Below are 24,896 nucleotides of genomic sequence, written 5' to 3' on the forward strand. Positions count from 1 at the left end.
TTTTACATATTTTAATTTTGTGTACATTAACTATAACAATTATCTATTCAATAAGGAATAGACGAAAAACTTAAATTTCAGTTTGTAGGGGTGACATGAAAAATGAAGTTTAAGGAACAGAGCTTTACCCTGTTTGCCTATACAAATTATAGGGCAATTCAAGATTATACAGGCTCAAAACCCTAGATTTTAAGGTAAAATGTGCGTTCCACCATTCCCTTGTACAGTGGGTCTTGAGTAGGTTACTCGTTGGAGAACCGAGCCATGTGGAGATGGTAGTGTTGATGTCAAGGAAAGGTAAATAAGAACCAGTCTACTGCGAAAATATGTGTCAGCTTGTAACCTCGGATTAGATGTCACAATTTGAGACAGTGGATTAGATGTCAGGCATTTTGGGATGATTTTTGGAAAATGAAAAAGGGTGACAACCAATCCTGCAAGACTGACTCCTATTGAAATCGGTCAGGGAGTAACCTATAAAGAGGCAAAATTAACATTTTTTTGCCAAAAGTATATCCCGATTTCAATGGAGGCTGGCAACCACATATTGTTTTTGTAGGTGAAATTATAGAGGTTAGGGATGAACGATAAATTGGGATTTAAAGGATGTGAATGAGCAGCATGAAGAAAACAAAAGAAGGAATTAATTTAAAAAAACTCCTTAGGCTGAAGAATACAGGCAGTATCTTTGTGATTGCGGGGCTTTTGACGATTTTTGTAATAGCGTTGTACACATTTATTCTGCAAAGTTCTTACACTAAGACCGCCCTTGAAACAGAAATCATACGTGACACAGCGAGTGCAGATGCAGTACACAAACTCGTGGATGGAAAAATCGGCAAAGAAGATTTTGATCAAATCAAAGATCAATCTGATGAAAAGAAGCAATTATATAAGGATATTTCTTCATATTTTAATGAAATCAGAACACTGAATTCTACTCGATATATTTATACCGCTACAAAAAATGAAGAAGGAAAACTCGTTTATGTGGTAGACGGTTTGGATTCGGATGCGGATGATGTAAGACACCCTGGAGATTATATTGAGGAAGAAATGGTTCCGTATATTGATAGGGCTATTTCTGGGGAAAATGTGTATTCTCAGGATATCATTGATACAACATGGGGCCCGATTTTTACGGCTTGCTATCCTGTAAGAGCAAATCATGATGGGACAGGAGAAATCATTGGCGCATTTTGCATTGAAATGGATATGCAATCAGCTTATGGAATGGTTGAAGAGACGAATCATATTTCCATCATCTGCGGTTTAGTCGCAGGGGCTGTATTGCTTTTGATTTGTCTATATACCTATTATGTTTACCAGAAAAGCAAGGCAGAAGAGCAAAAACAAAAACAATTATTAATGACCGCCGCTGAGGAAGCAGATGCTGCCAACAAAGCAAAATCTGCGTTTTTGCTTAGTATTAGCCATGACATCAGAACGCCGATGAATGCCATTATTGGATTTACAAACATTGCGCTTCACCAGAACACGGTTTCAGATATTCATGATAGCTTGGAGAAAGTTCAAAAAAGTTCGAATCATCTTCTCTCTTTGTTGAATGACGTTCTGGATTTTACTCGCATTGAAAGTGGAAAAGTTACTATTTCGCCCGAGCCGGTGGACATTACTCAATTGACAGATAACGTCCAGGCGATTATGAATGGACTTCTTTATAATCGAGATCTTAAGTTTGAAGTACATCGAGAAATCCCAAAGAACCCATATGTCCTTGCGGATGTTGCGCGTATCCGAGAAGTTTTGGTGAATCTTCTTGGCAATGCTGTGAAATTCACAAATGACGGCGGAAAGATCACTTTGGATATCAGCAGTTACCCAGGAGCGGATGAGAAACATATCATAACTCGTTATGTTGTTCGTGATAACGGTATTGGCATGAGCGAAGAGTTCCAGAAAAAATTATTCGATCCGTTTTCACAAGAAGATGATGCTAATGCCAGAACTCAATATAAGGGAACCGGCCTTGGTATGGCCATCACAAAAAAATATGTGGATATGATGGGCGGTTCGATCGCTGTTGAGAGCAAAAAAGGTGTAGGTTCTACATTCACAGTGGAGATCCCACTGGAGTTGTCAGAACAGGTTATTCAATCAGAACAAAAACAACATCTACATAGAGATTTGACGGGTATTCATGTTCTTATGGCTGAGGATAATGATCTAAATGCTGAACTTGCTACGATGATGCTGGAAGATGCTGGTGTGACCGTAACACGCGCATCAGACGGAAAAGAAGTTGTGGATTTGTTTAAAAATCATCCACGAGGCACATACGATCTTATTTTGATGGATATTATGATGCCAAACATGGATGGACACCAAGCAGCAAAAGCCATTCGAGCCTTGGGTATAGAGCGGTCCGATGCAGTTACGATTCCAATTATAGCTTTGTCTGCAAATGCTTTTATAGATGATATTCAGGAATCCCTGGATTCAGGCATGAATGACCATATTTCCAAGCCGATTAACATGGAGGAATTAATCGATACTATCACTAAATACATTAAACACTATTAGGAAAACAAAGAAGTTAATTCTGATTTTCCTGTACCTTTTCAAAATCTTCTCTGCTGATTATGGAAGATCTGGAACAAAATGCGTGCTACTGATCCTGAATATGCACTTGCGATGAAAAATGCTGATACGGCTAAGGTTTGGCTGCTTGAAAATCTCTTCGAGCTGCAGGCTGAGGAGATTGCAATTCAGACGTGTTTGGTAATGTAGCCATTCCTTATTTCTTATCAAAAATCAACAAAACTCGTTTGGTTTAGTTTTAGCCAAACGAGTTTTGTTTTTTATTCCCTGAGATTTTCTTTGAGTTTTACTTTTCGATATTCTTTTGGTGACATACCAATGTATTTATGAAACAGTCTGCTGAAATAAAGCGAATTGGTGTATCCAACCATATTTGCAATTTCAGTAATGGTGTAGTCCGTATTTTCTAACAAATTTTGTGCGTTGGAGATTCGCAGCTATAAGATATATTGCAGCGGACTGGAACCTGTGATTTCTTTAAAGCACTGAATAAACCAACAGTTGCTAAGCCCTCTGGATTCGGAGTACTCCTCAATGCTGATTTCTGTGTTGTAATTCTTACGAAAATAGTGCATCGCAAAAGCAACTTCTTTTTCACTGGTGCTGCTGAATTTCTTTGCACTCATGATTGCACGGCTTATCAAAACAAAAATATTTCGCAGCTGCAAAGAGATCAATTCATCATACCGTGGTCTGCAAAGCTGCAATTCCTGAATCATCTGACCAAATAACCACTGATAATCGGGAGATGTTCCAATATAGAGAATATTATTTTTCAGGTTGATATTGTAATACTTTAAAATTTCTTCTACTTCATTTCCGGTAAAATGCACCCAATAAACATCGGTTTGATCTGCACGATAATAAACATATTCCTGTGGTTGATCCGGCAAATATATAATAATATTTCCGGCTGAAACCGTTTTTTCTTCTCCGTGAATGAAAAAATGTCCTTTTCCGGAGGCAATATATAAAAGCTGATAATCTTTTCTTCCCTTCGGACGATGTGTTACTACTTCAGAACGATTTTTCACACGATAATTTCCGCAGCTTGTTACAATTAAAGGTTTCGTATTATCCACTACAGTAGATGTAGAGTTGTTTAAATAGGCAACATTCATAAACATAAAAAGCACCTCCTTGCTTCTATAACTATAGTATATCACACCTGAGCACTGATTACAAGAAAAATCCTAAACTTTGTGCATATATTTTATAACTTTGTGTATTTTTTAAGCCGTTTTGCGTGGTATAATAGAGTTAAGAAATGAGAGGAAAGAATTAAAAAAAAGACGTCTTTCATTGTAATTTCATGTTGAATTCAGTAAAAATTCTTTATAGTCAAAAAAATAATCATCTATTCTGACGATGGAATTATTTCGTTTTTGCAAGATGAAAAGCAGTTCGTATCATTCATTATGGGAAAATTCTGTCCATGTGGGCATACAAACAATGAAAGGAGCTCTATTATGAGCAAAGAAAAAACATACTTAAAGTGGTATAACAAAGTCGGTTATGGTTCCGGCGATGTTGCAGGGAACGTTGTCTATGCATTGCTGACATCATTCGTAATGATCTATCTTACCGACACGATTGGATTAAACGCAGGTGTTATTGGCGTTCTCATTGCTGTATCGAAGATTTTTGATGGAATAACAGACATCATTTTTGGTACGTTGATTGATAAGACACATACGAAAATGGGCAAGGCAAAACCGTGGATGCTTTATGGTTTTATCGGCTGTGCAATTACCTTGATTGGTGTATTTACAATCCCGATGAACATGGATAATTTTGCTCAGTACGCATGGTTCTTTATCTGCTACACACTTCTTAACAGTGTATTTTATATGGCAAACAACATCGCATATTCTGCTCTGACCGCTCTTGTTACAAAGAACAGCAAGGAAAGAGTTCAGATGGGTTCTTATCGCTTTATCTTCGCATTTGGAACAAGCCTCCTGATTCAGGCTGTTACATTCCAATTTGTTGAAGCAATGGGCGGTGGTGCAAATGGCTGGAGAACAGTCGCAATTATTTATGCGGTTATCGGTCTTATTGTAAATACAATTTCCGCTCTTTCTGTAAAGGAACTTTCTGATGAGGAACTTGCAGACAGTGAAACAAAAATAGAAGAAACCAAATACAGTTTTGGAGAAGCATTCAAAATTCTCGTACACAACAAATATTATGTGATGATCACAGTAACCTATATTTTGCAGCAGTTCTATGGTGCGATGATCGGTGTTGGAACATACTATGCAAAATATGTTCTCGCAGATGAGAATATGTTCGGCACATTTGCGTGGTTTATCAATATTCCTTTGATTATCGCCTTGATCTTCACTCCTACCATCGTACAAAAATGGAACGGCATGTATAAGCTGAACAAATACAGCTACATGGTAGCAACAGTTGGCAGACTTCTGGTAGCAGTTGCCGGATACATGGGAAACATTCCGCTGATGCTTTCATTTACAGCACTTGCAGCACTCGGTCAAGGTCCATGGCAAGGTGATATGAATGCAGTCATCGCATCATGCTCTGAATATAGCTGGCTTACCAAACACAAGCACGTTGATGGAATCATGTACTCCTGCACATCACTTGGTGTAAAAATTGGTGGTGGACTTGGAACAGCAATTGTCGGTCTTTTGCTCGACTTTAGCGGATTCAAGGGCACTTTGACAGTACAGCCTGATTCTGCTATCAATATGCTTCACATTATGTATCTGATCGTTCCGTTTGCACTGGATCTGATCATCACATTTATTCTTTCTAAGATGAATGTTGAAAAGGCAAATGCGGAAATCAAAGAAAAACTTGGAATATCCGAAAATGAAGTTGTGATGGAATCACAGAACTAAAATGGAGGGAACAATATGAAATATACACTCGACTGGCTGACCGATCCGGAAGTGTTTGCAGTCAACAGAATCGCAGCACATTCCGACCACAGAATCTATGCAAACCAATTGGAAGCCGATGCAGACAATTCCTCTCTGATTCAGAATCTGAACGGCACCTGGAAATTTGCGTGGGCAAAGAATCCGTCTGAATGGCAGCAAAAGTTCTATGAATAAAGCGACAGTACTGACAATTTTGACAACATTCAGGTTCCGGGACACATGGAATTGCAGGGATACGGCAAACCGCAGTACGTCAATACTATTTATCCTTGGGAGGGACAGGAGCATCTCCGTCCGCCGTTTATCTCTGAAAAGGACAACCCTGTCGGCAGCTATGTCAGATATTTTGACTTGAACGATGCTCTGAAAAACAAGCGTGTATTCATTTCTTTTCAGGGTGTGGAAACTGCTATGTATGTCTGGCTGAACGGCGAATTTATCGGCTACAGCGAGGATTCTTTTACACCGTCTGAATTTGAACTGACACCATATATCCGTGAAAAGGACAATAAACTTGCTGTTGCAGTGTTCAAAAGAAGTTCTGCAAGCTGGCTGGAAGATCAGGATTTCTGGAGATTCTCCGGCATTTTCCGTGACGTATTCCTTTATGCGGCACCGTCTGCCCATGTTCGTGATATGAGAGTGATTGCAGATTATGACGGTGCAAACGGTATCTTCTCTGCAACGCTGGATATTGCGGGCAAGTGTTCTGTGAAATCGATCTTGACAGATGAAAATGGAACGGTCATTGCACAATCCAATGAAAAGGAATCCGTAAACTGGACAATTGAAAATAGCAAGCCTTGGAGTGCTGAAATACCGAATCTCTACACGTTTACAGTGATTCTGACAGACGAAAGCGGAAATGAAATCGAGGTCAGCAGAACCAAGGTCGGATTCCGCCGATTTGAACTGAAAAACGGAATCATGTGTTTAAACGGAAAACGTATCATTTTCAAGGGCATCAATCGACACGAATTTGATGCGAAAACAGGCAGAGCAATCACAAAGGAAGATATGCTGTTTGACATTCAGTTCATGAAGAAAAACAATATCAATGCAGTTCGTACCTGTCATTATCCGAACAATTCTCTTTGGTATCAGCTTTGTGATGCATACGGCATTTATCTGATTGATGAAACCAATCTGGAAACACACGGTACATGGCAGAAGCTTGGTGCAACAGATCCGTCTTGGAATGTACCGGGTTCACTTCCAGAATGGAAAGAAGCTGTACTGGACAGAGCAAAATCAATGTACGAACGGGACAAGAATCATGCAAGTGTTCTCATCTGGTCTTGTGGAAACGAATCCTACTGCGGAGAAGATATTGCTGCAATGTCGGAATATTTCAGAAGTGTAGACCCGACAAGACTGGTGCACTATGAGGGTGTTACAAGAGTTCCGAATCATCAGTATGATTTCATCACGGATATGGAAAGCCGTATGTACGCAAAACCGCAGGAAGTGGAAGAATATCTGAAGCAGAATACAGGTAGACCGTATATCAGTTGTGAGTATATGCACGCTATGGGCAATTCTCTTGGCGGTTTGAGCCTTTACACTGACCTTGAGGACAAATATGAGGCTTATCAGGGTGGTTTCATCTGGGACTACATCGATCAGGCAATCGAAACCCAAAATGACGACGGGGAAACAGTTCTGGCTTATGGCGGAGATTTTGAGGACAGACCAAGCGATTACGAATTCTGCACCAACGGTGTGATCTATGCTGACAGAACCTACTCTCCAAAGGTTCAGGAAATGAAGGCTCTTTACTCCAACATCAGAATGTCTATTCAAAACGGAATGCTTACCGTAGAAAACCGAAATCTCTTTGCAGATACAAACAACTTGTCCTTTGTTGTACGATTGGAAAAGAACGGCGTTGTTCTAAAATCCGATACATTTTCTCTGAATGTTCCTGCCGGAGAAAGCAAGACAATGAAACTGACGCTTCATAAAATAGACAGTACAGGAGAATATGTTTATCATGTTTCCGCCGTTACCGCAGATCAGACACTATGGGCAGATGCAGGGCACGAAATTGCCTTTGCACAGGAAGTGTTTGAAGTGAAAGATAATCAGATTCCGGAAACCACATTGCAAAAGCCAACGATTGTATACGGCGATGTTATCATTGGTGTTCACGGAGAAAACTTCTCCATGATGTTCGACAAAAAAGAGGGTGGCATCAGTTCTCTGAAATACAATGATTTTGAATATATCACACGCACACCAAAGGTCAGCTTCTGGAGAGCAATGACGGACAATGACACTGGTGCTTCCGAGCCGTACAATCTTGCACAGTGGTATTCCGCAGGCAAATTTGCAAAGTATAAAACCGTTTCATGGCTGGAACAGGAAGATGCTTTGAAAATCACATTCACATATCAGGCTGCCTGTGTTTCGACTTTTGAGTTTACTGTAACCTATACCGCACACTTTGACGGAAAGCTGGGCGTAAGTGTAAATTATGCAGGAGTAAGCGGTATGTCCGATATGCCGGTTCTTGCATTGGACTTCAAGATGAAAAAACAGCTTTGCAATTTTCAGTATTACGGACTCGGCCCTGATGAAAATTACAGCGACCGATGCAAAGGAGCAAGACTGGGATTGTGGAAATCTACAGCAAAAGAAAATCTTTCCGGCTATCTCAATCCGCAGGAATGCGGCAATCGTACCGGTGTAAGAACGCTCTCTGTCCATGATGATATGCAGCATGGTCTGACGTTCCAAAAGGCATCTGCTCCGTTTGAAATGAGCGTACTGCCATACAGTGCCTATGAACTCGAAAACGCAATGCATCTGGATGAACTTCCAAGTGTTCGCTACACATGGGTCAGAATCGCTGCAAAGCAAATGGGTGTCGGCGGCGATGATTCCTGGGGTGCACCGGTGCATGAGGAGTACAGAATCCATGCAGATCAGCCGATGAAATTGGAATTTGTAATTATGCCCTTAAGATCGTAAGAAGAAAGGAAAACAATGAAAATACAGGATTTTCAAGACAATGTTACTTGTGGTGGATTTGATAATATCTTCGCAAATATTTATAAGCCACAGGATATAGAAAGTCAGAAATCACGATATATTAGTGCTGTGGAGAAATTCACAGCACTGTATCCGAATAGAAATGATATACACGTTTATTCTGCTCCGGGTAGAACAGAAATCGGCGGTAATCATACCGATCATCAACATGGCTGTGTCATTGCAGGAGCAGTTGACTTAGATGTTATCGGTGTTGCAGCATTTCATGACGAAAACATCATCAGAATTAAATCAGAGGGATACGATGAATTTGCAGTTTCACTGGACGATTTGGATGTTCATATCGGTGAAAAAGGTTCTTCTGAAATTGTCAGAGGGATTGCAGCTCGCTTTAAGGATTTAGGTGTAGAAATTTCCGGATTTGATATGTATACAACTTCAAATGTACTTGGTGGAAGCGGTATTTCTTCTTCTGCTGCATTTGAAACATTGATTGCAACAGCAATTGACAGCTATTACAATAACAATCAGATCGGTGCAGTAGAAATCGCAAAAATCGGACAATATGCAGAAAACTTTTATTTTGGCAAGAAAAGCGGATTGATGGATCAGATGGTTTGCTCCGTTGGTGGATTTGTTTTTCTTGATTTTCAAAACATTCAAAATCCAAGTATCCAAAAAATTGATTTTGACCTTTCAAAAACCGGCTATGCATTGATCATAACAGACACCAAAGGAGATCATTCTGATTTGACAGATGATTATGTAGCCGTTCGTACAGAAATGGACGAAGTTGCAGAATATTTCGGCAAAAAGGTTCTTCGTGAAGTTGATGAAAATCAATTTTGGGATAATCTCCCTGATATTAAAAAGAAGATTTCTGACAGAGCTGTCTTGCGTGCAATTCACTTTTTTGGCGACAATTATCGTGCAAAGGCAGAAACGGAAGCTCTCAAAAACAACAGATTTGAGGATTTTCTCACGCTTGTAAACGAATCGGGAGATTCCTCCATGAACTATCTGCAAAATTTATACTCATGCAGAAAACCAACGGAACAAGGTATTCCACTTGCAATTGTGGCGGGGAAACGAATATTAAAAGGCAATGGTGCTGTAAGAGTTCACGGAGGTGGTTTCGCAGGGACTGTTCAGGCATTTGTACCAAATGATCTGGTCAATGCATATAGATCGGAAATGGACAGAATATTTGGACAAAATTCGTGCTATATTATGACAATCAGACCGTTTGGCGGTATTGAAATCAAATAATAGGAGGGAATAATGAGTATACTTGTTTTAGGCGGTGCAGGATATATCGGTTCTCACACAGCTTTAGAGTTGATTCGCACCGGAGAAAGCGTTATTATTGCGGACAATCTTGCAACCGGACACATCGAAGCTGTTCCGAAAGATGCGAAATTTTATCTGGGTGATTTGCATGACAAGGCGTTTCTTGATAATATTTTTGAAAACGAACAGATAGATGCAGTGATTCACTTTGCAGCATATTCTCTTGTTGGAGAAAGCGTTGTCAATCCACTCAAGTATTACGACAATAATCTCTGCGGAACAAAAATTCTTTTGGGTTCCATGGTTGAACACCATATTGATAAAATTGTATTTTCCTCAACCGCTGCCACTTATGGTGAACCGGAAAATATTCCGATTCTTGAAACAGACAGAACACAGCCAACCAATACATATGGTGAAACCAAACTTGCTATGGAGAAGATGTTCTATTGGACTTCAAAAGCTCATGGTCTAAGATACGTTTCTCTCCGCTATTTCAATGCTTGCGGAGCAGACAAATCAGGTAAAATCGGCGAGGCTCATAATCCGGAAAGTCATTTGATTCCTTTGATTCTTCAAGTCCCAAACGGAAAGAGAGAAAGTATCTCCATCTATGGAACAGATTATGATACTCCTGATGGAACTTGTATCAGAGACTACATCCATGTTACCGATTTGGCTCAGGCACATATTCTCGCTGTAAAGTACTTAAAAAACGGAAACAAAAGCAATATTTTCAATCTTGGAAATGGTGTCGGCTATTCCGTAAAAGAAGTAATTGATAAAACAAGAAAAGTGACAGGGCACCCGATTCCGGCAATTGAAACGCCAAAACGTGCCGGAGATCCTGCACGACTGGTGGCTTCCAGTGAAAAGGCAAGAAAAATTCTTGGCTGGAATCCTGTACATGATAGCCTTGAAGAAATTATATCTGACGCATGGAATTGGCATAAGAATCATCCAGATGGTTTTTGAAAAGAGGTGTTATCATGATATACAGGGCAATAAACGGATTAATCCGTCATGCAATAGAAGCTGATTTGATTACAAATGACGATATTTTCGTTGTTAGAAATCAGCTCATGGATATACTAAAACTGACTGACTGGAATGATAAAGAACCACTCACGGGAAATATTGAAGAACTTCTTGAACCCCTGATCGACTATGCAGTAAAGGCAGGAATCATTGAAGACACTTCTGTACAACGTGATCTATTCGATACAAGAGTTATGGGTGTTTTCACACCTATGCCGAGAGAAGTTAATGCCGCATTTCAAAGAAAATATTCTGCTTCGCCATCAGCAGCTACAGAATGGTATTATGCTTTTAGTAAAAGCCTGAACTATGTTCGTGCTGAAAGAATTGCGAAAGATTTAAAGTGGACATATGAATCAGAATATGGAACACTTGACATTACTATAAACCGTTCTAAGCCAGAGAAAGATCCTCGTGATATTGCTGCTAAATTGCAAAAAAAATCAGCCTATCCTCCATGTCAGCTTTGTGTTGAAAATATGGGATTCGCAGGTCACCAGACACACCCTGCAAGACAAAATCTTCGTCCGGTAAAGTTGAATATCAACAGCCAAGATTGGTTCATGCAGTATTCTCCTTATGGATATTATAATGAACACTGCATCGTCTTTAATAAACAGCATATTCCTATGACAATTAATGCACAGGTATTCAATAAACTGTTTGATTTTGTTGAGCAATTTCCACACTATTTTATCGGTTCAAATGCAGATCTTCCTATTGTAGGCGGCTCCATTCTAACGCATGAACACTTTCAAGGCGGCAATTATAATTTTGCAATGGCAAAAGCACCGATTGAAAGAACATTTCTTTTGAAAAATTATATGAATGTTAGTGCCGGCATTGTAAAATGGCCGATGTCTGTGATACGTCTTTCTTCAAAAAACAGGACGGCTTTGGCAGCTGCATGTGCTGATATTTTATCAAAATGGAGAACTTATACGGATGAAGTGGTTGGAATTTTTGCAGAAACAGACGGAATTCTGCATAATACAATTACTCCAATTGCAAGAGCAACTTCTTCTGGATTTGAATGCGACTTGGTATTGAGAAACAATATTACAACGAAAGAAAGACCGTTAGGTGTGTTCCATCCGAATCCTACCTTACATCATATCAAAAAAGAAAACATCGGATTGATTGAAGTTATGGGACTTGCTGTTCTTCCGGCGCGTTTAGCAGATGAACTGACACTTTTAAAAGATGCAATGCTGTCCGGCAAAGAGATTGCTACAGATGATAAAATTGCATCTCATGCAATTTGGGCAAGTGAAATTCTAAAAAAATATTCTGATTTTAACGCTGATAATGCAATGGATATCATTCGTTATGAAGTCGGCAGAGTTTTTGAACAGGTACTTGAAGATGCCGGAGTATTTAAGAGAGATAAACAAGGAAAAGAAGCATTTGCAAGATTTGTAGAACAATTAGGTTGATTTGGAATATACGAAAATGAGCTATTGCATCATGTGCAGTAGCTCATTTTTAATTTAATTCGTTTATTCAAGGCTGAGAATTTATTTCATCACATCATCCAGTGAAATCCAATTATCTCCTGACATATCTTCAGTGTAGATTGTATTATTTATGTACAATTCCTCATCTATGTCACGCACAAAGCCCCAATGAAGGTTGTACCTCTTGGCGTATTCCTTAAATGCATTAAACTTATTTTCGACCCTTGCATTGCACAGAGAAAAGATGCCGGGATGCTGCTTTAAAGAAATATGGGATCATTCAAAGCATGAACAGCACCAACGGAAGATGTCATGATAATGCACAATGCACGCTGTGAAAGTATGTGGGCAAGAATGAAAGAAGAGCTGTTCTACAACCGTGAAGACAAGCCGGAGAACTACACTATGAAAGAGTTGAAGACTATGATCTGGAGATATTATATGAGTTACTGGGCCAACAGAAGAATCTGCACCGCCAACGGTGGGTTGCCTCCGGCAGCCCGAAGAAAGCTCTACTATGATCATATCTTTCTCGTTGCATAATTCTTGTTCGAATAAAATGTGTCAAGTAATATTGACAAAACCAAAGTTTATTATACTTCTTTAGACATCGGTGGGGTAGATGCGGAGGGTTTGACGGGTACCAAAGAACAGCACCGTTCATTCTTGAAAGGCTTTAGTGAATGGTGCTGTTATGGCATTATATTATAAATCGACGATGATTAACAAAATAAAATATTTTTTTTAATTTTCTTTTAAGTTCCAAAATTGGTACTTGTAAATATTGACTTGGAGTTTTTAAATATGTTATACTTATTTTATGAACATTTCATGATGAAAGGAACTTAGCAATGGAGTCAAATGTACCAAATAAACTTAAACTTTTAAAAATATGGGAAATATTGAATATGATGACTGACTCTGAGCATCAGATGACGACACAACAACTGATAGATGAGCTTGCTAAGTGCAATATCTCAAGTGAAAGAAAGTCTATATACCGTGATATAGAAACTCTACGTTCTAACGGTTATGAGATACTGAAAGGACGTTCATTTCATGACAACACATATTATGTGAATGAACGCCGTTTCAGTGTTTCGGAAATTAAGATAATTATGGATGCAGTTCAGAGTGCTGCTTTTATTCCTGCCGATAAGACGGAAATACTTCTCGATAAGTTGGCATACTTGAGTTGTAAATATAGAGTGGAACTGCTCAAGCGTCATACCTTGCAGTTTATGACTGTAAAACATAAGAATGACAGCATTTTTCAGAATATAGAGATAGTTGAAAATGCTATTGAAAAGCAGATGAGAATACGCTTTCAATATTTTCACCTTAATGAATATGACGAAAAGGTCTTTGCACATGACGGAGTTATATATCAAGAAGAACCATTGGGATTGATATTTGAGGACGGTAACTACTATCTTTTATGTTATCGTGCCGACCCTGAATATGTCAATAAGGTAAAAGCATTCAGACTTGACAGAATAGAAGATCCTGAGATAGTTTCTGAACCAATAAGTCAAAATGCTGTTGAGGTACTGAAAAATGTTAGCACATATCGTTTACAGTCTTTCAAGATGTATGGCGGCAGTATACGAAAGGTGACGTTTCAGTTTTCTTCTAAACTTATAGAGGTGGTCTATGATAAATTTGGGCATGACATAATAATTCGTTGTAATGGGGATATCTGTAAAACCACGGTGCTTGTGCAAATCAGTCCGACTCTATGGGGGTGGATGCTACAATTTCCTAGGAGTATGAAGATATATGAACCTGAAGATATAAGAGAGGAGTATTACAAATGGGTAAGATCAGCTTTGGAGCAAAAAGATCAACAACAATAAAAAAGATCCCTGTCAAAGACAAGGATCTGAACACGACACTCGTGATGAAGGTATGAAACCAACGATTTGAAAGAATTTTTATTTGAACTCGTAGTGTAATTTTATAGGGTAGTAATCCTATGACACTATATTAACACATAAAGGGAGGTTTGTCAAGTGGTTGACGAAAAAATTTTTTGGGGACTTGATATAGGAACAGATTCAGTAGGCTGGGCTGTGACAAACAGTGAATATAAGCTGAAAAAATACAAGAACAACTTAATGTGGGGTGTTCATCTTTTTGATGAGGCAAAGCAGTCTGCGGAAAGAAGGTCATTCCGCACGGCAAGAAGAAGGCTTGATCGCCGTAAGCAAAGAATAATACTATTGCAGGAGTTTTTTGTTAGGGCTGTATGTGAAAAGGATGAAAATTTCTTTCGTAGGCTAAAGGAAAGTGCCTTATTGCCTGAGGACGCTGAACATAGAACAAATAACATTTTCTTTGACGATCCTGATTACACTGATAAGGATTATTTTGAAGAGTACCCAACTATACATCACCTTATCTGTGAGCTTATGGAAAGCAAAGAACCTCATGATGTAAGGCTTGTATATCTTGCCTGTGTATATCTGCTTGCTCACAGAGGACATTTCCTTCTTCCGGTATCAGAGGACGATATAAGCAAAGTAACAGAGTTTGAGCCGCTCTATGAAAGCTTTTATAAAGCTCTGGAAGAAAAGCTTGATGATGAACCACCGTTTGACAGATCTGCCGATGATTTTGCTGAAATACTAAAAAGCCATAAAACGGTATCTGCAAAGAATAAAGATTTTGATAAACTTCTTTTTGGCGGTAAGGTAAAGACCTATGATAATGAAAATATCAGCTACTCGGCACTTATAAAGCTGCTTAGTGGCGGTACGGAAAAGCTATCAAAGTTCTTTGCAAATGAAGAGTACACAGACCTTGAGAAAGATTCCGTTTGCGTAAGGAATGCGGATTTTGGAGATACTCTAGAGATGCTGGAAGGACAGATAGACGAGCTTGATTTTGCTTTGCTCAAAAGCGTAAAAAGTCTTTATGATTGGTCGCTGCTGGTGGATATTCTTGAGGGTAAATCTCTTATATCTGAGGCTAAAAAAGATAAGTATGATGAGCATGGATATGATCTCGATGCACTAAAATATCTGTTCAGAGAATATCTTACCAAAGATGATTACAATGAAATGTTCAAAGAGGTCAGTGGAAAACAGAACTATGCAAGTTACGTTTATAATGCATCTTCCGATAAAACTAGAGATAGTAAATATAAAAAGTGTAGTCAGAAGGATTTTTGTAAGTTTACTAAAAAGTTTTTAAGCAAGATAAAACCAAATGAAAAAGATAAACCTTGCCTTGACAAACTCCTTGAAAAGTGTGAACAAAATTCTCTTTGTCCTAAACAGGTGACTACAGACAACCGAGTTATACCATATCAGCTTTATTATGTAGAGCTTAAAAAGATACTGGAAAATGCTTGTGGTTATCTTCCATTTCTTAATGAAAGAGATGAGTATGGTACGGTAGCGGATAAAATACTGAGCATAATGAAATTCCGTGTGCCTTATTATGTTGGTCCACTAGTCGATAGTAAGAAAAGTCCAAATGCGTGGCTTGTTAGAAAACTCGACGGTAAGATCACTCCATGGAATTTTACTGACATGGTAAACGAAGATGAGAGTGAAAACGCGTTTATTCGTCGTATGACTTGTAAATGTACATACGTTGCAGGTCAGGACGTTCTGCCTAAATATTCATTGCTTTATAGCAAGTTCAGCGTTCTCAATGAGATAAACAATATAAAACTTAATGGAGAGCCTATATCCGTTCAGACAAAACAAGAGATATACACAGAATTGTTTGAAAGGAACAAGTCAAGAGTCAGCAAAAAGAAGATACGCGACTGCCTTATTTCTCATGGCTATGCAGCGGATAGTGATGAGGTGACAGGTATTGACGATATAGCAAAATCTGCTTTGAGATCTTATCATGACTTTAAGAAAATGTTGTCTAATGGTATTCTTACAGAGCAACAGGTCGAGGAAATTATTGAACATATCACAGTCACAACAGATAATATACGTTTGAAAAAATGGCTTAAAACACAGTTTCCGATGCTTGCAGACGAAGATGTAAAGTATATCACAAAGCTTAAATATAAGGATTATGGCAGACTGTCACGCTGTTTCTTGGAAGATGTGCTGCCAGTTGATACAAAGACAGGTGAGGCAGAGAGCGATAAGAATATCATAACGATGCTGTGGGAAACCAACGAGAACATAATGCAGTTGTTAAGTTCAAAATATCGATATTCAGAAAATATTGAGCATATGAACAGGCAGTATTATGCACTACCTGAAAATCATAAGAGCATGAGTGAACGTTTGAAAGATATGTATGTCCCTACTGCAGTACGCCGTGCAGTAACAAGGACGTTTGATATTGTAAAGGAACTTAAAAAGATACAAGGCAGAGATCCTGACAAGATCTTTATAGAAATGGCAAGAGGTACAGGTGAAACACCGAAAGGAAAAAGAACAAATTCTCGTAAGGATCAAATCCTTGAACATTGGCATGGCCTTGACAATAAAGATATAAATGATCTGAAAAAGTCAGGCATATGGGAACATCTTGATACCATTGATGACGCAAAACTCAGAAGTGACAAGTATTTTCTTTACTTTATGCAGCTTGGCAGATGTATGTATACTGAAAAACCTATCCCATTTGAAGAAGTGGAAAATGAACATAAATGGAATATAGACCATATATGGCCGCAGGCTAAGATAAAAGATGACAGTCTTGATAACAAAGTTCTTGTCAGCAGCAATGAAAACGGCAAGAAAAGTGACAGTTATCCTATTAGTGATGATATTAGGCATAGTATGGCAGGGTTGTGGCATTCTCTTTATAAAAAAGGACTTATCAGCGAGAAAAAGTATCAAAGACTAACAAGAAGTACGCCTTTTACAGATGATGAGCTTTCAGGTTTTATTGCACGTCAGCTTGTGGAAACAAGACAATCTACAAAAGCGGTTGCTACATTACTTAAAGAGCAGTTTCCAAATACAGAAATAGTTTATGTAAAAGCAGGTCTTGTATCTGATTTCAGGCAGGAAATGGGTATGCTCAAATGTCGTGAAGTAAATGATCTTCACCATGCAAAGGACGCTTATCTTAATATAGTCTTGGGTAATGTTTACAACACGAGGTTTACTAAAGATCCGCTGAATTTTGTAAAGAACAATGAGAAATATTCCATTAAAATATTTCAGAAGAACTCAGACGGCAAGAAAACAGGCGTTATAACACGCAAAGTAGAGCGTGGAGGAGAAGTTGCTTGGGATCCTGAGACATCTTTTGCTATCGTTAGAAAAATGATGTCAAAGAATAGCATACGATATGTGAGATATGCTTATATGCGAAAGAGTGGTCAAAATGGAGGCTTTTTTGATCAGAATCCGCTGAGAAAGGGTAAGGGTATGGTAAGCATAAAACATAATCTTTCTATAGAGAAATATGGTGGGTATGATAATGCTACAATTTCATTTTTTCATTAGTTTCCATTAAAGATTTTGGTGTAATTTTATTGGCTGTTGAGTTGCTTTCGGCTAATAAATTTCTTAAGAATATATCAGAGGCAAAAGAATATGCAGCTGATAAATTATCCAAGGAGTTAAACGTGAAAATTGTACCTAATGATGTTGCTTTTCCTTTAAATAATCGCTATAATGTTGTAAAAATAAATGCGGTTTTAGAACTAGATGGATACCGTGTAATGATTGCTGCCAAGCAAAATAGCAGTATCAAATTTGTTTCAAATGAATCATTGATTCTTTCTTCACAACATATGGCCTATGTCAAAAAAATAACGAAGTTTATAGAAAAAAGAAAACAAGATAAAGTATGTATGATTAATGCATTTTCAGGTATTTCAATCGAGGACAATATTGAGTTGTATGACGTATTAGTGTCAAAATGTAATATAAAACCATTTAATATTATGTATGAAAATTTAGGTATAAAATTGTCAGATAATAGGGATAATTTTATTAAGAAATCAGTAGAAAACCAAGTTTTAATTTTATCTGAAATGGTTAGATTGTTTAAAACTGGTCGAAAAGCGGGCGTAAATTTGGAGGAAGTTGGAGGTCGAAAAAATTCTGGAGTGAAAACATTGAATACTTGTTTGTATAAAGTTAAAGATTATTCAAATATTTTTTTAGTCGACCAGTCACCGACGGGACTTATCGAGCATAAGTCACCGAATTTGCTTGACTTATGAGTTGGAGAACAGTTGTCATTTCCAAAAGATCAAAGCTTGATATGAGGACTGGCTATCTTGTGGTGAGAACGGAAGATGATGTCAAGAGAATAAATCTTGATGAGATCTCCGTTCTCATTATCGAGAATAGTGCAGTATCAATTACAGGCTGTCTTATTGTGGCTATGTCCGAAAAAAAGATAAAGGTTATATTTTGTGATGAAAAAAGAAATCCCTCATGTGAACTTGTTTCTTATTATGGCAGTCATGATACGTCTGCAAAGATCAAACGGCAGATACAGTGGAGCGATGATATCAAAGCTTGTGCGTGGACTGAGATAGTTGCTGAAAAAATACGCAAGCAAGCCGAGTTTCTCGAAGAACTTGGAAAATCAAACGAAGCTGAGATGTTGCATGGATATATTGAAGAACTTGAAGTTGGTGATGTCACCAACAGAGAGGGTCACGCAGCAAAGGTATACTTTAATGCTTTATTTGGTAAAGATTTTACACGTAGCCGTGATTGCATAATTAATGCCGCTCTGAATTATGGATATAGTTTAATACTTTTTTGTATAAACAGAGAGGTGACAGCTCATGGTTATATAACTCAGTTAGGGCTGTTTCACAGTAATATGTTCAATCAGTTCAATCTTTCATGTGACCTCATGGAACCTTTCCGTATAATTATAGACCGATGGGTATATAAAAATACACCTACTGTATTTGGTAAAGAGGAAAAACATACTATAGTGTCTTTGCTCAGTACAACCGTGATGATAAATGAAAGCGAGCAGTATTTGTCAAATGCAATGCGTTTTTATTGCAGAAGTGTTTTTGACGCACTCAACGATAATGACGTTTCGAAAATCAGTTTTTATTCATTAAAATAGTTAGAGAGGTGAATGATGAGCTATAGATTTATGAGAATGTTTATATTCTTTGACCTGCCTGTTATTACCACTGAGAACAGAAGAAACTATGCACGTTTCAGAAAATTTCTCATTAAAAATGGCTTTATCATGATGCAGGAGTCTGTTTATTGTAAAATGGTGATTAATCAGACAGCGGCTAACACTGTCATGAGCAATATCAAAAGCAATAAACCGCCTGATGGACTTGTGCAGATGCTAAATGTTACTGAAAAGCAATTTGAGAAAATGGAGTTTATAACAGGCAGCTTCAAAAGCGATATAGTAGACAGTGATGAAAGATTGGTGATTTTATGACTATTGCATATCCAGCTTTCAATTTATACTGTGAGCTAGAAGAAAGCACGGTTTTGAATTTAGTAATTGAAAATCAGCAGATATTCAGTGATGTAATATCCGATATATATGATCAGTGTTCAGGCGAAAGTGGCAGACTGATTTTGTCGGAAAATAATGAGCCGCTTGAATTAAGAAAGCGTGCAGAGCTTATAACTCAGATAATACCTTTTGAAATAAATCAGCGCGATCTTGTAAATAAGCTGTATGCTGAGATAAAAAATGTATCGGTAAATGAACGTTTCTATCAGCATACTCAAAAGCTTATGGCTGATATAGCTTTGTATATTTACATGATAACTGAGTCGGCTGATAATGAAATAGAAATTGATGTTCCACAGGACATAAGCGGTATACTTAAAGCTTTTGGTGTACGTTTTTATGATAAAAAAATGGAACTTTCAGAAAAGATCATAGAATATATGACTGCTGTAAACAAATTTAAAGGAGAGCGTGTATTTTTCTTTGTTAATCTTCGAAGTTATCTGACGGACCGGCAAACTGAGCTTTTATACAAAGACATACTGCTAAGAAAATTTAAAGTGATCTGTATTGAAAATAATGAACATACGCACCTTGAATATTCAAAAACTTTGATAATAGACAAGGATATGTGCATTATCTGAATTTTGTTGACTTTTTATATTTGTATGCTATAATATAATTACTGCCTAATATAAAATGCACTGATGAGTAGTGTCATTATCTTAAATTTGAGGTTTGAGAGTAGTGTAATTTTATAGGGTAGTAAAACTTCTGCGGTTTTTGCTAGTGATAGCCCTGAGTTTGAGAGTAGTGTAATTTTATAGGGTAGTAAAACTGATATGCTGAATAACCTGCAAAACGCTGTGTTTGAGAGTAGTGTAATTTTATAGGGTAGTAAAACAATTGGCAACGGTGCGAAATTGAACATCAAGTTTGAGAGTAGTGTAATTTTATAGGGTAGTAAAACTTGAGGGCGAGTATATAATGGCTGTGCCACGTTTGAGAGTAGTGTAATTTTATAGGGTAGTAAAACTTGTGTTTTGGTTGTGCCTTGCAGATTGGGTTTGAGAGTAGTGTAATTTTATAGGGTAGTAAAACAAGATAAGGAGCGCCGACCCGACTTCATTCGTTTGAGAGTAGTGTAATTTTATAGGGTAGTAAAACTTAGTGCATACAGTTTTCCGTTGAACTCCGGTTTGAGAGTAGTGTAATTTTATATGGTAGTAAAACTTTCAGGACAGGATATTGTTCTTGCACCAAAAACTGAAAATAGATTATTTTTTTTGTGGATGAAAGATATGAGCAGGGATTTCCGTTGGATGAGAATGAATCGTTCTACATTGGAAAGTCGATAGCCGGATTGAAGTTGAATCAGTCGGCACAGAATCCGATTACATATCTGTATCCACTGGAGAAAGATAAAATTCATATTTAACGAAATTGACAAATCGGAATTTGAGAAGGTAAGTGAATGGGATATCACGATACAAGATACCATGGAGGAATATGATAATGTCGAAAGATGAGTATTTGATAACCGATACGCCCCTCAAAGCGTTGACGGTTTTTGCAATGCCAATGATTCTTGGAAGTTTTTTTCAGCAAATATACAATATGGCCGACTCTGTTATTGTCGGCCAGTTTGTTGGTTCTTCCGCACTTGCAGCTGTCGGTGCATGTGCAGCATTGACCAATGTGTTCATTTGTGTGGCACTGGGAGCCGGTGTCGGAGCCGGTGTGCTTGTGAGCCGTTATTTCGGAGCCAGGGAGTATGGCAAAATGAAAACAATCGTGTCAACCTCCTTGATTAGCTTTTTGTTTTTAAGTATAGTCCTTGGTGTTTTTGGCTTTTTCTTCGCCAACTCGATGATAAGTGGACTGCAAACCCCTGCCGACATACTGGATGATGCAGTACTGTATCTGCGGGTCTATTTTGTGGGCTTTCCGTTTCTGTTTATGTATAACATTCTTTCTACCATGTTCACCTCAATCGGCGAATCCAAAATTCCGCTAGGACTGCTGATTTTTTCGTCCATACTGAATATTTTAATGGATCTTTGGATGGTAGCCGGGCTAGGTCTCGGTGTGTTCGGTGCGGCTATTGCAACCCTGATTGCACAGGGAATTTCTGCCGTGTTTTCGTTTTTGATCTTTCTGTCTCGGATGCGGCAATACAAGAGCTCCTTTAGCAGGTTCGACCGGCAGGAGCTGTATTCCATGCTTCGCATTGCGGTACCATCGGTTTTGCAGCAGTCCACAGTGTCTATCGGTATGATGATCGTGCAGGCAGTAGTAAATCCTTTCGGTACACAGGCACTCGCCGGGTATGCGGCAACGATGAGGGTGGAAAATGTTTTTTCATTGATCTTTGTATCCATCGGCAATGCGGTTTCGCCGTATGTTTCCCAGAATCTTGGTGCAAAGAAAATTGATCGTATCAAAAAAGGCTACCATGTTGCACTGGTGCTGGATCTGTGCTTTGCGGTCATTGCGTTAGTGACCATTGAAGCGCTGCATACGCAGATCTCCTCACTGTTCTTAGGAAAAGACGGAACGGCATTGGCCTATCAGGTGTCTGGTGATTATATGAGGTGGCTTGGTTACTTTTTCATCTTCATGGGTATCAAGATGGCAACCGATGGAGTTCTTCGCGGTCTCGGAATTATGCGACCGTTCCTCGTTGCAAACATAGTGAATCTTGCGATTCGTCTGTCCGTTGCCCTGATCTGTGCACCACGTTTCGGCATTGCCTTTGTCTGGCTTGCGATACCAGTTGGCTGGCTTGCAAACTTTTTAATCTCCTATGTGGCTCTTAGGAGATCATGGCCGACTGATAAAATGGCATCCATTAGTTAAATTCCAGTTTGTGGGGATGACATGAAAAATGAAGTTTAAGGAACAGAGCTTTACCCTGTTTGCCTATACAAATTATAGAGCAATTCAAGGTTATCACAGGCCCGAACCGCTAGATTTTAATGGAAAAGGTGCGTTCCACCATTTCCTCGTACAATAGGGGTTGAGTATGTTTTCGGTGTTTACAACTCTTTGATTGTTGCAGTATATAAGCCATCAGAGTGGTTTGTATGTAAAGAGGCAAAGGACAGACTTCCAAGACAGGATATTGTTCTTACACCAAAATCTGAAAATAGATTATTTTTTTTGTGGATGAAAGATATGAGCAGGGATTTCCGTTGGATGAGAATGAATCGTTCTACATTGGAAAGTCGATAGCCAGATTGAAGTTGAATCAGTCGGCACAGAATCCGATTACATATCTGTATCCACTGGAAAAAGATAAAATTCATATTTAATGAAATTGACAAATCGGAATTTACGGAGGAAAATAGTAATGGCACTGTTCCTACTGATTACATATATAGTAATTTTTATATTTCAAATAATATTATTTGTTATAACCATTCGCAAGAAAACAAAAAAACTTTGGCGGATATTGTTTTCGGCAGAACTAATTCCGCTGCTTATATCCATAGGACTGATGATTTACTATAATAATCTTCCTGGATATGGATTTATGCCTGGACTAACTTATTTGGGAGAAGTATTGTTTAGTTTTGGAGCGGTTGTTTTGTACTGTATAAGTTTCCTGATTTCTTTATGCAGTTATATTGCAATTTCAAATAAACAAAGGAAACGCTGAATAAATAGTTTCTGCCGTTTTTTCACAGTCCTCTCAGTGACGTGTTTTCGAGCGTTGCTCAAAACGGCGAAACGAATGCCTCGCATTAATCAGCTTTTTCTAAACTTAATTTGAGGTGTTCCACTTGTGTGTTTATTTGAGTTCCTTGAATGAGTTTAAATATTATGTTAATATTTTAAAGAAGTTGGCGTGTAGTTGATTAGAAAGATAAATCGGAATTTGAGGAGGTAGGATTAATTGAAAGTTATAAAGCGAAAATCAATAGGAACACACTTTTCAATGTGTGTTCAGCCTGCTTTTATTATTGGTACAAACAATGAGGATGGAACGCATAACTTTGCTCCAATTACATGGGTTAGCACAACCAATGAGAAAGAGAATGACTATTTATTAATTATCAGTATGTTTGGTACTAAAAGGACCAAACAGAATGTAATTAGAACTGGTGTTTTAAGCGTTAATCTTGTTAGCACAGACATGATCGAACTTATGGATTATTTTGGCACACATCATGCAAAGGATGGGAAGAAGGATGAAATTTCATATGATGTTGGTAGGGGAGAGATTGTGGATGTTCCTGTTTTGGAGGCGAGTAGGTGGATATATGAATGTGAAGTAGTTCAATCAATTGAAATTGGAGAATCAACAACCTTTTTCTGCAGAATAAGGAATATTCAAATAGAAGAACAGATGGAATGTAGAGATACACTTGATGTGGATCTTACGAAATTAGAACCTGTAATTTATTCGGGAATGTATCATAGTATTGGAAAATCACTTGGCAAAATAGGTGATTTTTCAAAATAGACAAATTCCAGTTTGTAGGGATGACATTAAAAATGAAGTTTAAGGAACAGAGCTTTACCCTGTTTGCCTATACAAATTATAGGATAATTCAAGGTTATCACAGACTCGAAACCCTAGATTTTAAGGGTAAAAGTGCTTTCCACCATTTCCTCGTACAATAAGGGTTGAGTATGTTTTTCGTTGAATAACCGAGCCATGTGGAGACTGTCTGCCTACTGTCGAAAAAAATATTGATTTTATGCTTAATATTAAACCTTCGCGGAAATATGTACCTGCGTTTTTGTTTAATTGAGAGGATGATTAGTTTGAATATTATATATAAAAAAGCAACGATAGAAGATATAGTTCTGCTAACTAAAACAAGAATAGAAGTTTTGCGGGCAGCTAATAATCTAACGTCAGATATTGATATGGCTGAAGTAGAAAGAGAATCTTACGAGTATTATAGACAGGCCTTTCATGATGACTCTCACACAGGTTATTTGGTTTTTGATGACGATAAATTTGTTGGTGCAGGTGGGGTTAGTTATTACCAGGTGATGCCTACCTATCACAATCCAAGTGGTAAGAAAGCATATATTATGAATATGTATACGAAGCCTTTATATCGCAGAAATGGTATCGCCATAAGGACGCTGGCATTACTGGTAGAAGATGCAAAGAAAAGAGGTATTACTTCTATTTCTCTGGAAGCGACAGAAATGGGCAGACCTTTATATGAAAAGTTTGGATTTGTGCAAATGAAGAATGAAATGGAGTACATTGAAATTTAGCAAATAGGAAGAAAAT

Annotated in this window: 18 protein-coding genes, 1 pseudogene and 1 CRISPR repeat array; of the genes and pseudogenes, 17 read left to right on the forward strand and 2 right to left on the reverse strand. The window is 38.1% G+C overall.

All coding sequences use genetic code 11. The features are described from left to right. Nucleotides 1-621 precede the first annotated feature (621 nt). Both AB5627_RS08870 and AB5627_RS08875 read left to right on the forward strand, forming a co-directional pair. A complete protein-coding gene (locus AB5627_RS08870) occupies nt 622-2,544 on the forward strand; it encodes an ATP-binding protein (RefSeq protein WP_265290592.1) in 1,923 nt (640 codons plus the stop codon). A gap of 78 nt (nt 2,545-2,622) precedes the next feature. After that, complete coding sequence (locus AB5627_RS08875; protein ID WP_265290593.1) at nt 2,623-2,751, forward strand: hypothetical protein; 129 nt, start codon at nt 2,623-2,625, stop codon at nt 2,749-2,751. A gap of 71 nt (nt 2,752-2,822) precedes the next feature. Here the strand turns inward: AB5627_RS08875 and AB5627_RS08880 are convergent, their stop codons facing one another. After that, nucleotides 2,823-2,999 (reverse strand): helix-turn-helix transcriptional regulator, encoded by a 177-nt coding sequence (locus AB5627_RS08880; RefSeq protein WP_368369812.1) that lies wholly within the window; start codon nt 2,997-2,999, stop codon nt 2,823-2,825. Next, nucleotides 3,000-3,689, reverse strand: coding sequence for an AraC family ligand binding domain-containing protein (locus AB5627_RS08885; RefSeq protein ID WP_368369801.1), 690 nt, complete (start codon nt 3,687-3,689; stop codon nt 3,000-3,002). Nucleotides 3,690-4,031: 342 nt separating this feature from the next. On the opposite strand from AB5627_RS08885, the gene AB5627_RS08890 reads away from it, so the two are divergent. The 15 genes and pseudogenes from AB5627_RS08890 to AB5627_RS08960 all read left to right on the forward strand — a co-directional run bounded on the left by AB5627_RS08890 (nt 4,032) and on the right by AB5627_RS08960 (nt 24,880). Then, nucleotides 4,032-5,429, forward strand: a complete 1,398-nt coding sequence (locus AB5627_RS08890; protein ID WP_368369802.1) for an MFS transporter — start codon at nt 4,032-4,034, stop codon at nt 5,427-5,429. A gap of 15 nt (nt 5,430-5,444) precedes the next feature. Next, nucleotides 5,445-8,444 (forward strand): annotated as a pseudogene (locus AB5627_RS08895) (glycoside hydrolase family 2 TIM barrel-domain containing protein). Nucleotides 8,445-8,459: 15 nt separating this feature from the next. After that, nucleotides 8,460-9,734 (forward strand): galactokinase, encoded by a 1,275-nt coding sequence (locus AB5627_RS08900; protein WP_368369803.1) that lies wholly within the window; start codon nt 8,460-8,462, stop codon nt 9,732-9,734. 12 nt (nt 9,735-9,746) lie between these two features. Beyond that, nucleotides 9,747-10,730 (forward strand): UDP-glucose 4-epimerase GalE, encoded by a 984-nt coding sequence (gene galE / locus AB5627_RS08905; RefSeq protein ID WP_368369804.1) that lies wholly within the window; start codon nt 9,747-9,749, stop codon nt 10,728-10,730. 14 nt (nt 10,731-10,744) lie between these two features. Continuing rightward, nucleotides 10,745-12,229, forward strand: coding sequence for a UDP-glucose--hexose-1-phosphate uridylyltransferase (locus AB5627_RS08910; RefSeq protein WP_368369805.1), 1,485 nt, complete (start codon nt 10,745-10,747; stop codon nt 12,227-12,229). A 375-nt stretch (nt 12,230-12,604) separates the two neighbouring features. Then, nucleotides 12,605-12,793, forward strand: a complete 189-nt coding sequence (locus AB5627_RS08915) for a hypothetical protein (RefSeq protein WP_181984125.1) — start codon at nt 12,605-12,607, stop codon at nt 12,791-12,793. 365 nt (nt 12,794-13,158) lie between these two features. After that, nucleotides 13,159-14,106 carry a helix-turn-helix transcriptional regulator gene (locus AB5627_RS08920; RefSeq protein WP_368369806.1) on the forward strand — a complete coding sequence of 316 codons (948 nt, stop codon included), beginning with the start codon at nt 13,159-13,161 and terminating at the stop codon, nt 14,104-14,106. Nucleotides 14,107-14,262: 156 nt separating this feature from the next. After that, nucleotides 14,263-17,685, forward strand: coding sequence for a type II CRISPR RNA-guided endonuclease Cas9 (cas9, locus tag AB5627_RS08925; protein WP_368369807.1), 3,423 nt, complete (start codon nt 14,263-14,265; stop codon nt 17,683-17,685). 29 nt (nt 17,686-17,714) lie between these two features. Beyond that, entirely contained in the window at nt 17,715-18,410 is a 696-nt protein-coding gene (locus AB5627_RS08930) for a Cas9 endonuclease PAM-interacting domain-containing protein (protein ID WP_368369808.1), read from the forward strand. Beyond that, the gene (gene cas1, locus AB5627_RS08935; RefSeq protein WP_302837593.1) at nt 18,407-19,282 is read left to right on the forward strand and encodes a type II CRISPR-associated endonuclease Cas1; all 876 of its coding nucleotides are present in this window, start codon (nt 18,407-18,409) and stop codon (nt 19,280-19,282) included. Before AB5627_RS08930 ends, cas1 begins: the two co-directional genes overlap by 4 nt. 15 nt (nt 19,283-19,297) lie before the next feature. Continuing rightward, nucleotides 19,298-19,618, forward strand: coding sequence for a CRISPR-associated endonuclease Cas2 (gene cas2, locus AB5627_RS08940; RefSeq protein ID WP_265290601.1), 321 nt, complete (start codon nt 19,298-19,300; stop codon nt 19,616-19,618). Further along, nucleotides 19,615-20,283 (forward strand): type II-A CRISPR-associated protein Csn2, encoded by a 669-nt coding sequence (gene csn2 / locus AB5627_RS08945; protein WP_265290602.1) that lies wholly within the window; start codon nt 19,615-19,617, stop codon nt 20,281-20,283. The genes cas2 and csn2 overlap by 4 nt, the downstream gene beginning before the upstream one ends. Before the next feature lie 92 nt (nt 20,284-20,375). Beyond that, a CRISPR array of direct repeats spans nt 20,376-20,873; the repeat unit is 36 nt; unit sequence GTTTGAGAGTAGTGTAATTTTATAGGGTAGTAAAAC. A 281-nt stretch (nt 20,874-21,154) separates the two neighbouring features. Further along, a complete protein-coding gene (locus AB5627_RS08950) occupies nt 21,155-22,498 on the forward strand; it encodes an MATE family efflux transporter (RefSeq protein WP_265290603.1) in 1,344 nt (447 codons plus the stop codon). 1,039 nt (nt 22,499-23,537) lie between these two features. Next, nucleotides 23,538-24,107, forward strand: a complete 570-nt coding sequence (locus AB5627_RS08955) for a flavin reductase family protein (RefSeq protein WP_022286833.1) — start codon at nt 23,538-23,540, stop codon at nt 24,105-24,107. A 305-nt stretch (nt 24,108-24,412) separates the two neighbouring features. Further along, nucleotides 24,413-24,880, forward strand: a complete 468-nt coding sequence (locus tag AB5627_RS08960) for a GNAT family N-acetyltransferase (RefSeq protein WP_022286834.1) — start codon at nt 24,413-24,415, stop codon at nt 24,878-24,880. Nucleotides 24,881-24,896 lie beyond the last annotated feature (16 nt).

Source organism: Ruminococcus sp. RTP21198st1_G1_RTP21198_201120, assembly GCF_040924265.1.
In the GTDB taxonomy this organism is placed as follows: Bacteria; Bacillota; Clostridia; order Oscillospirales; family Ruminococcaceae; genus Hominimerdicola; species Hominimerdicola aceti.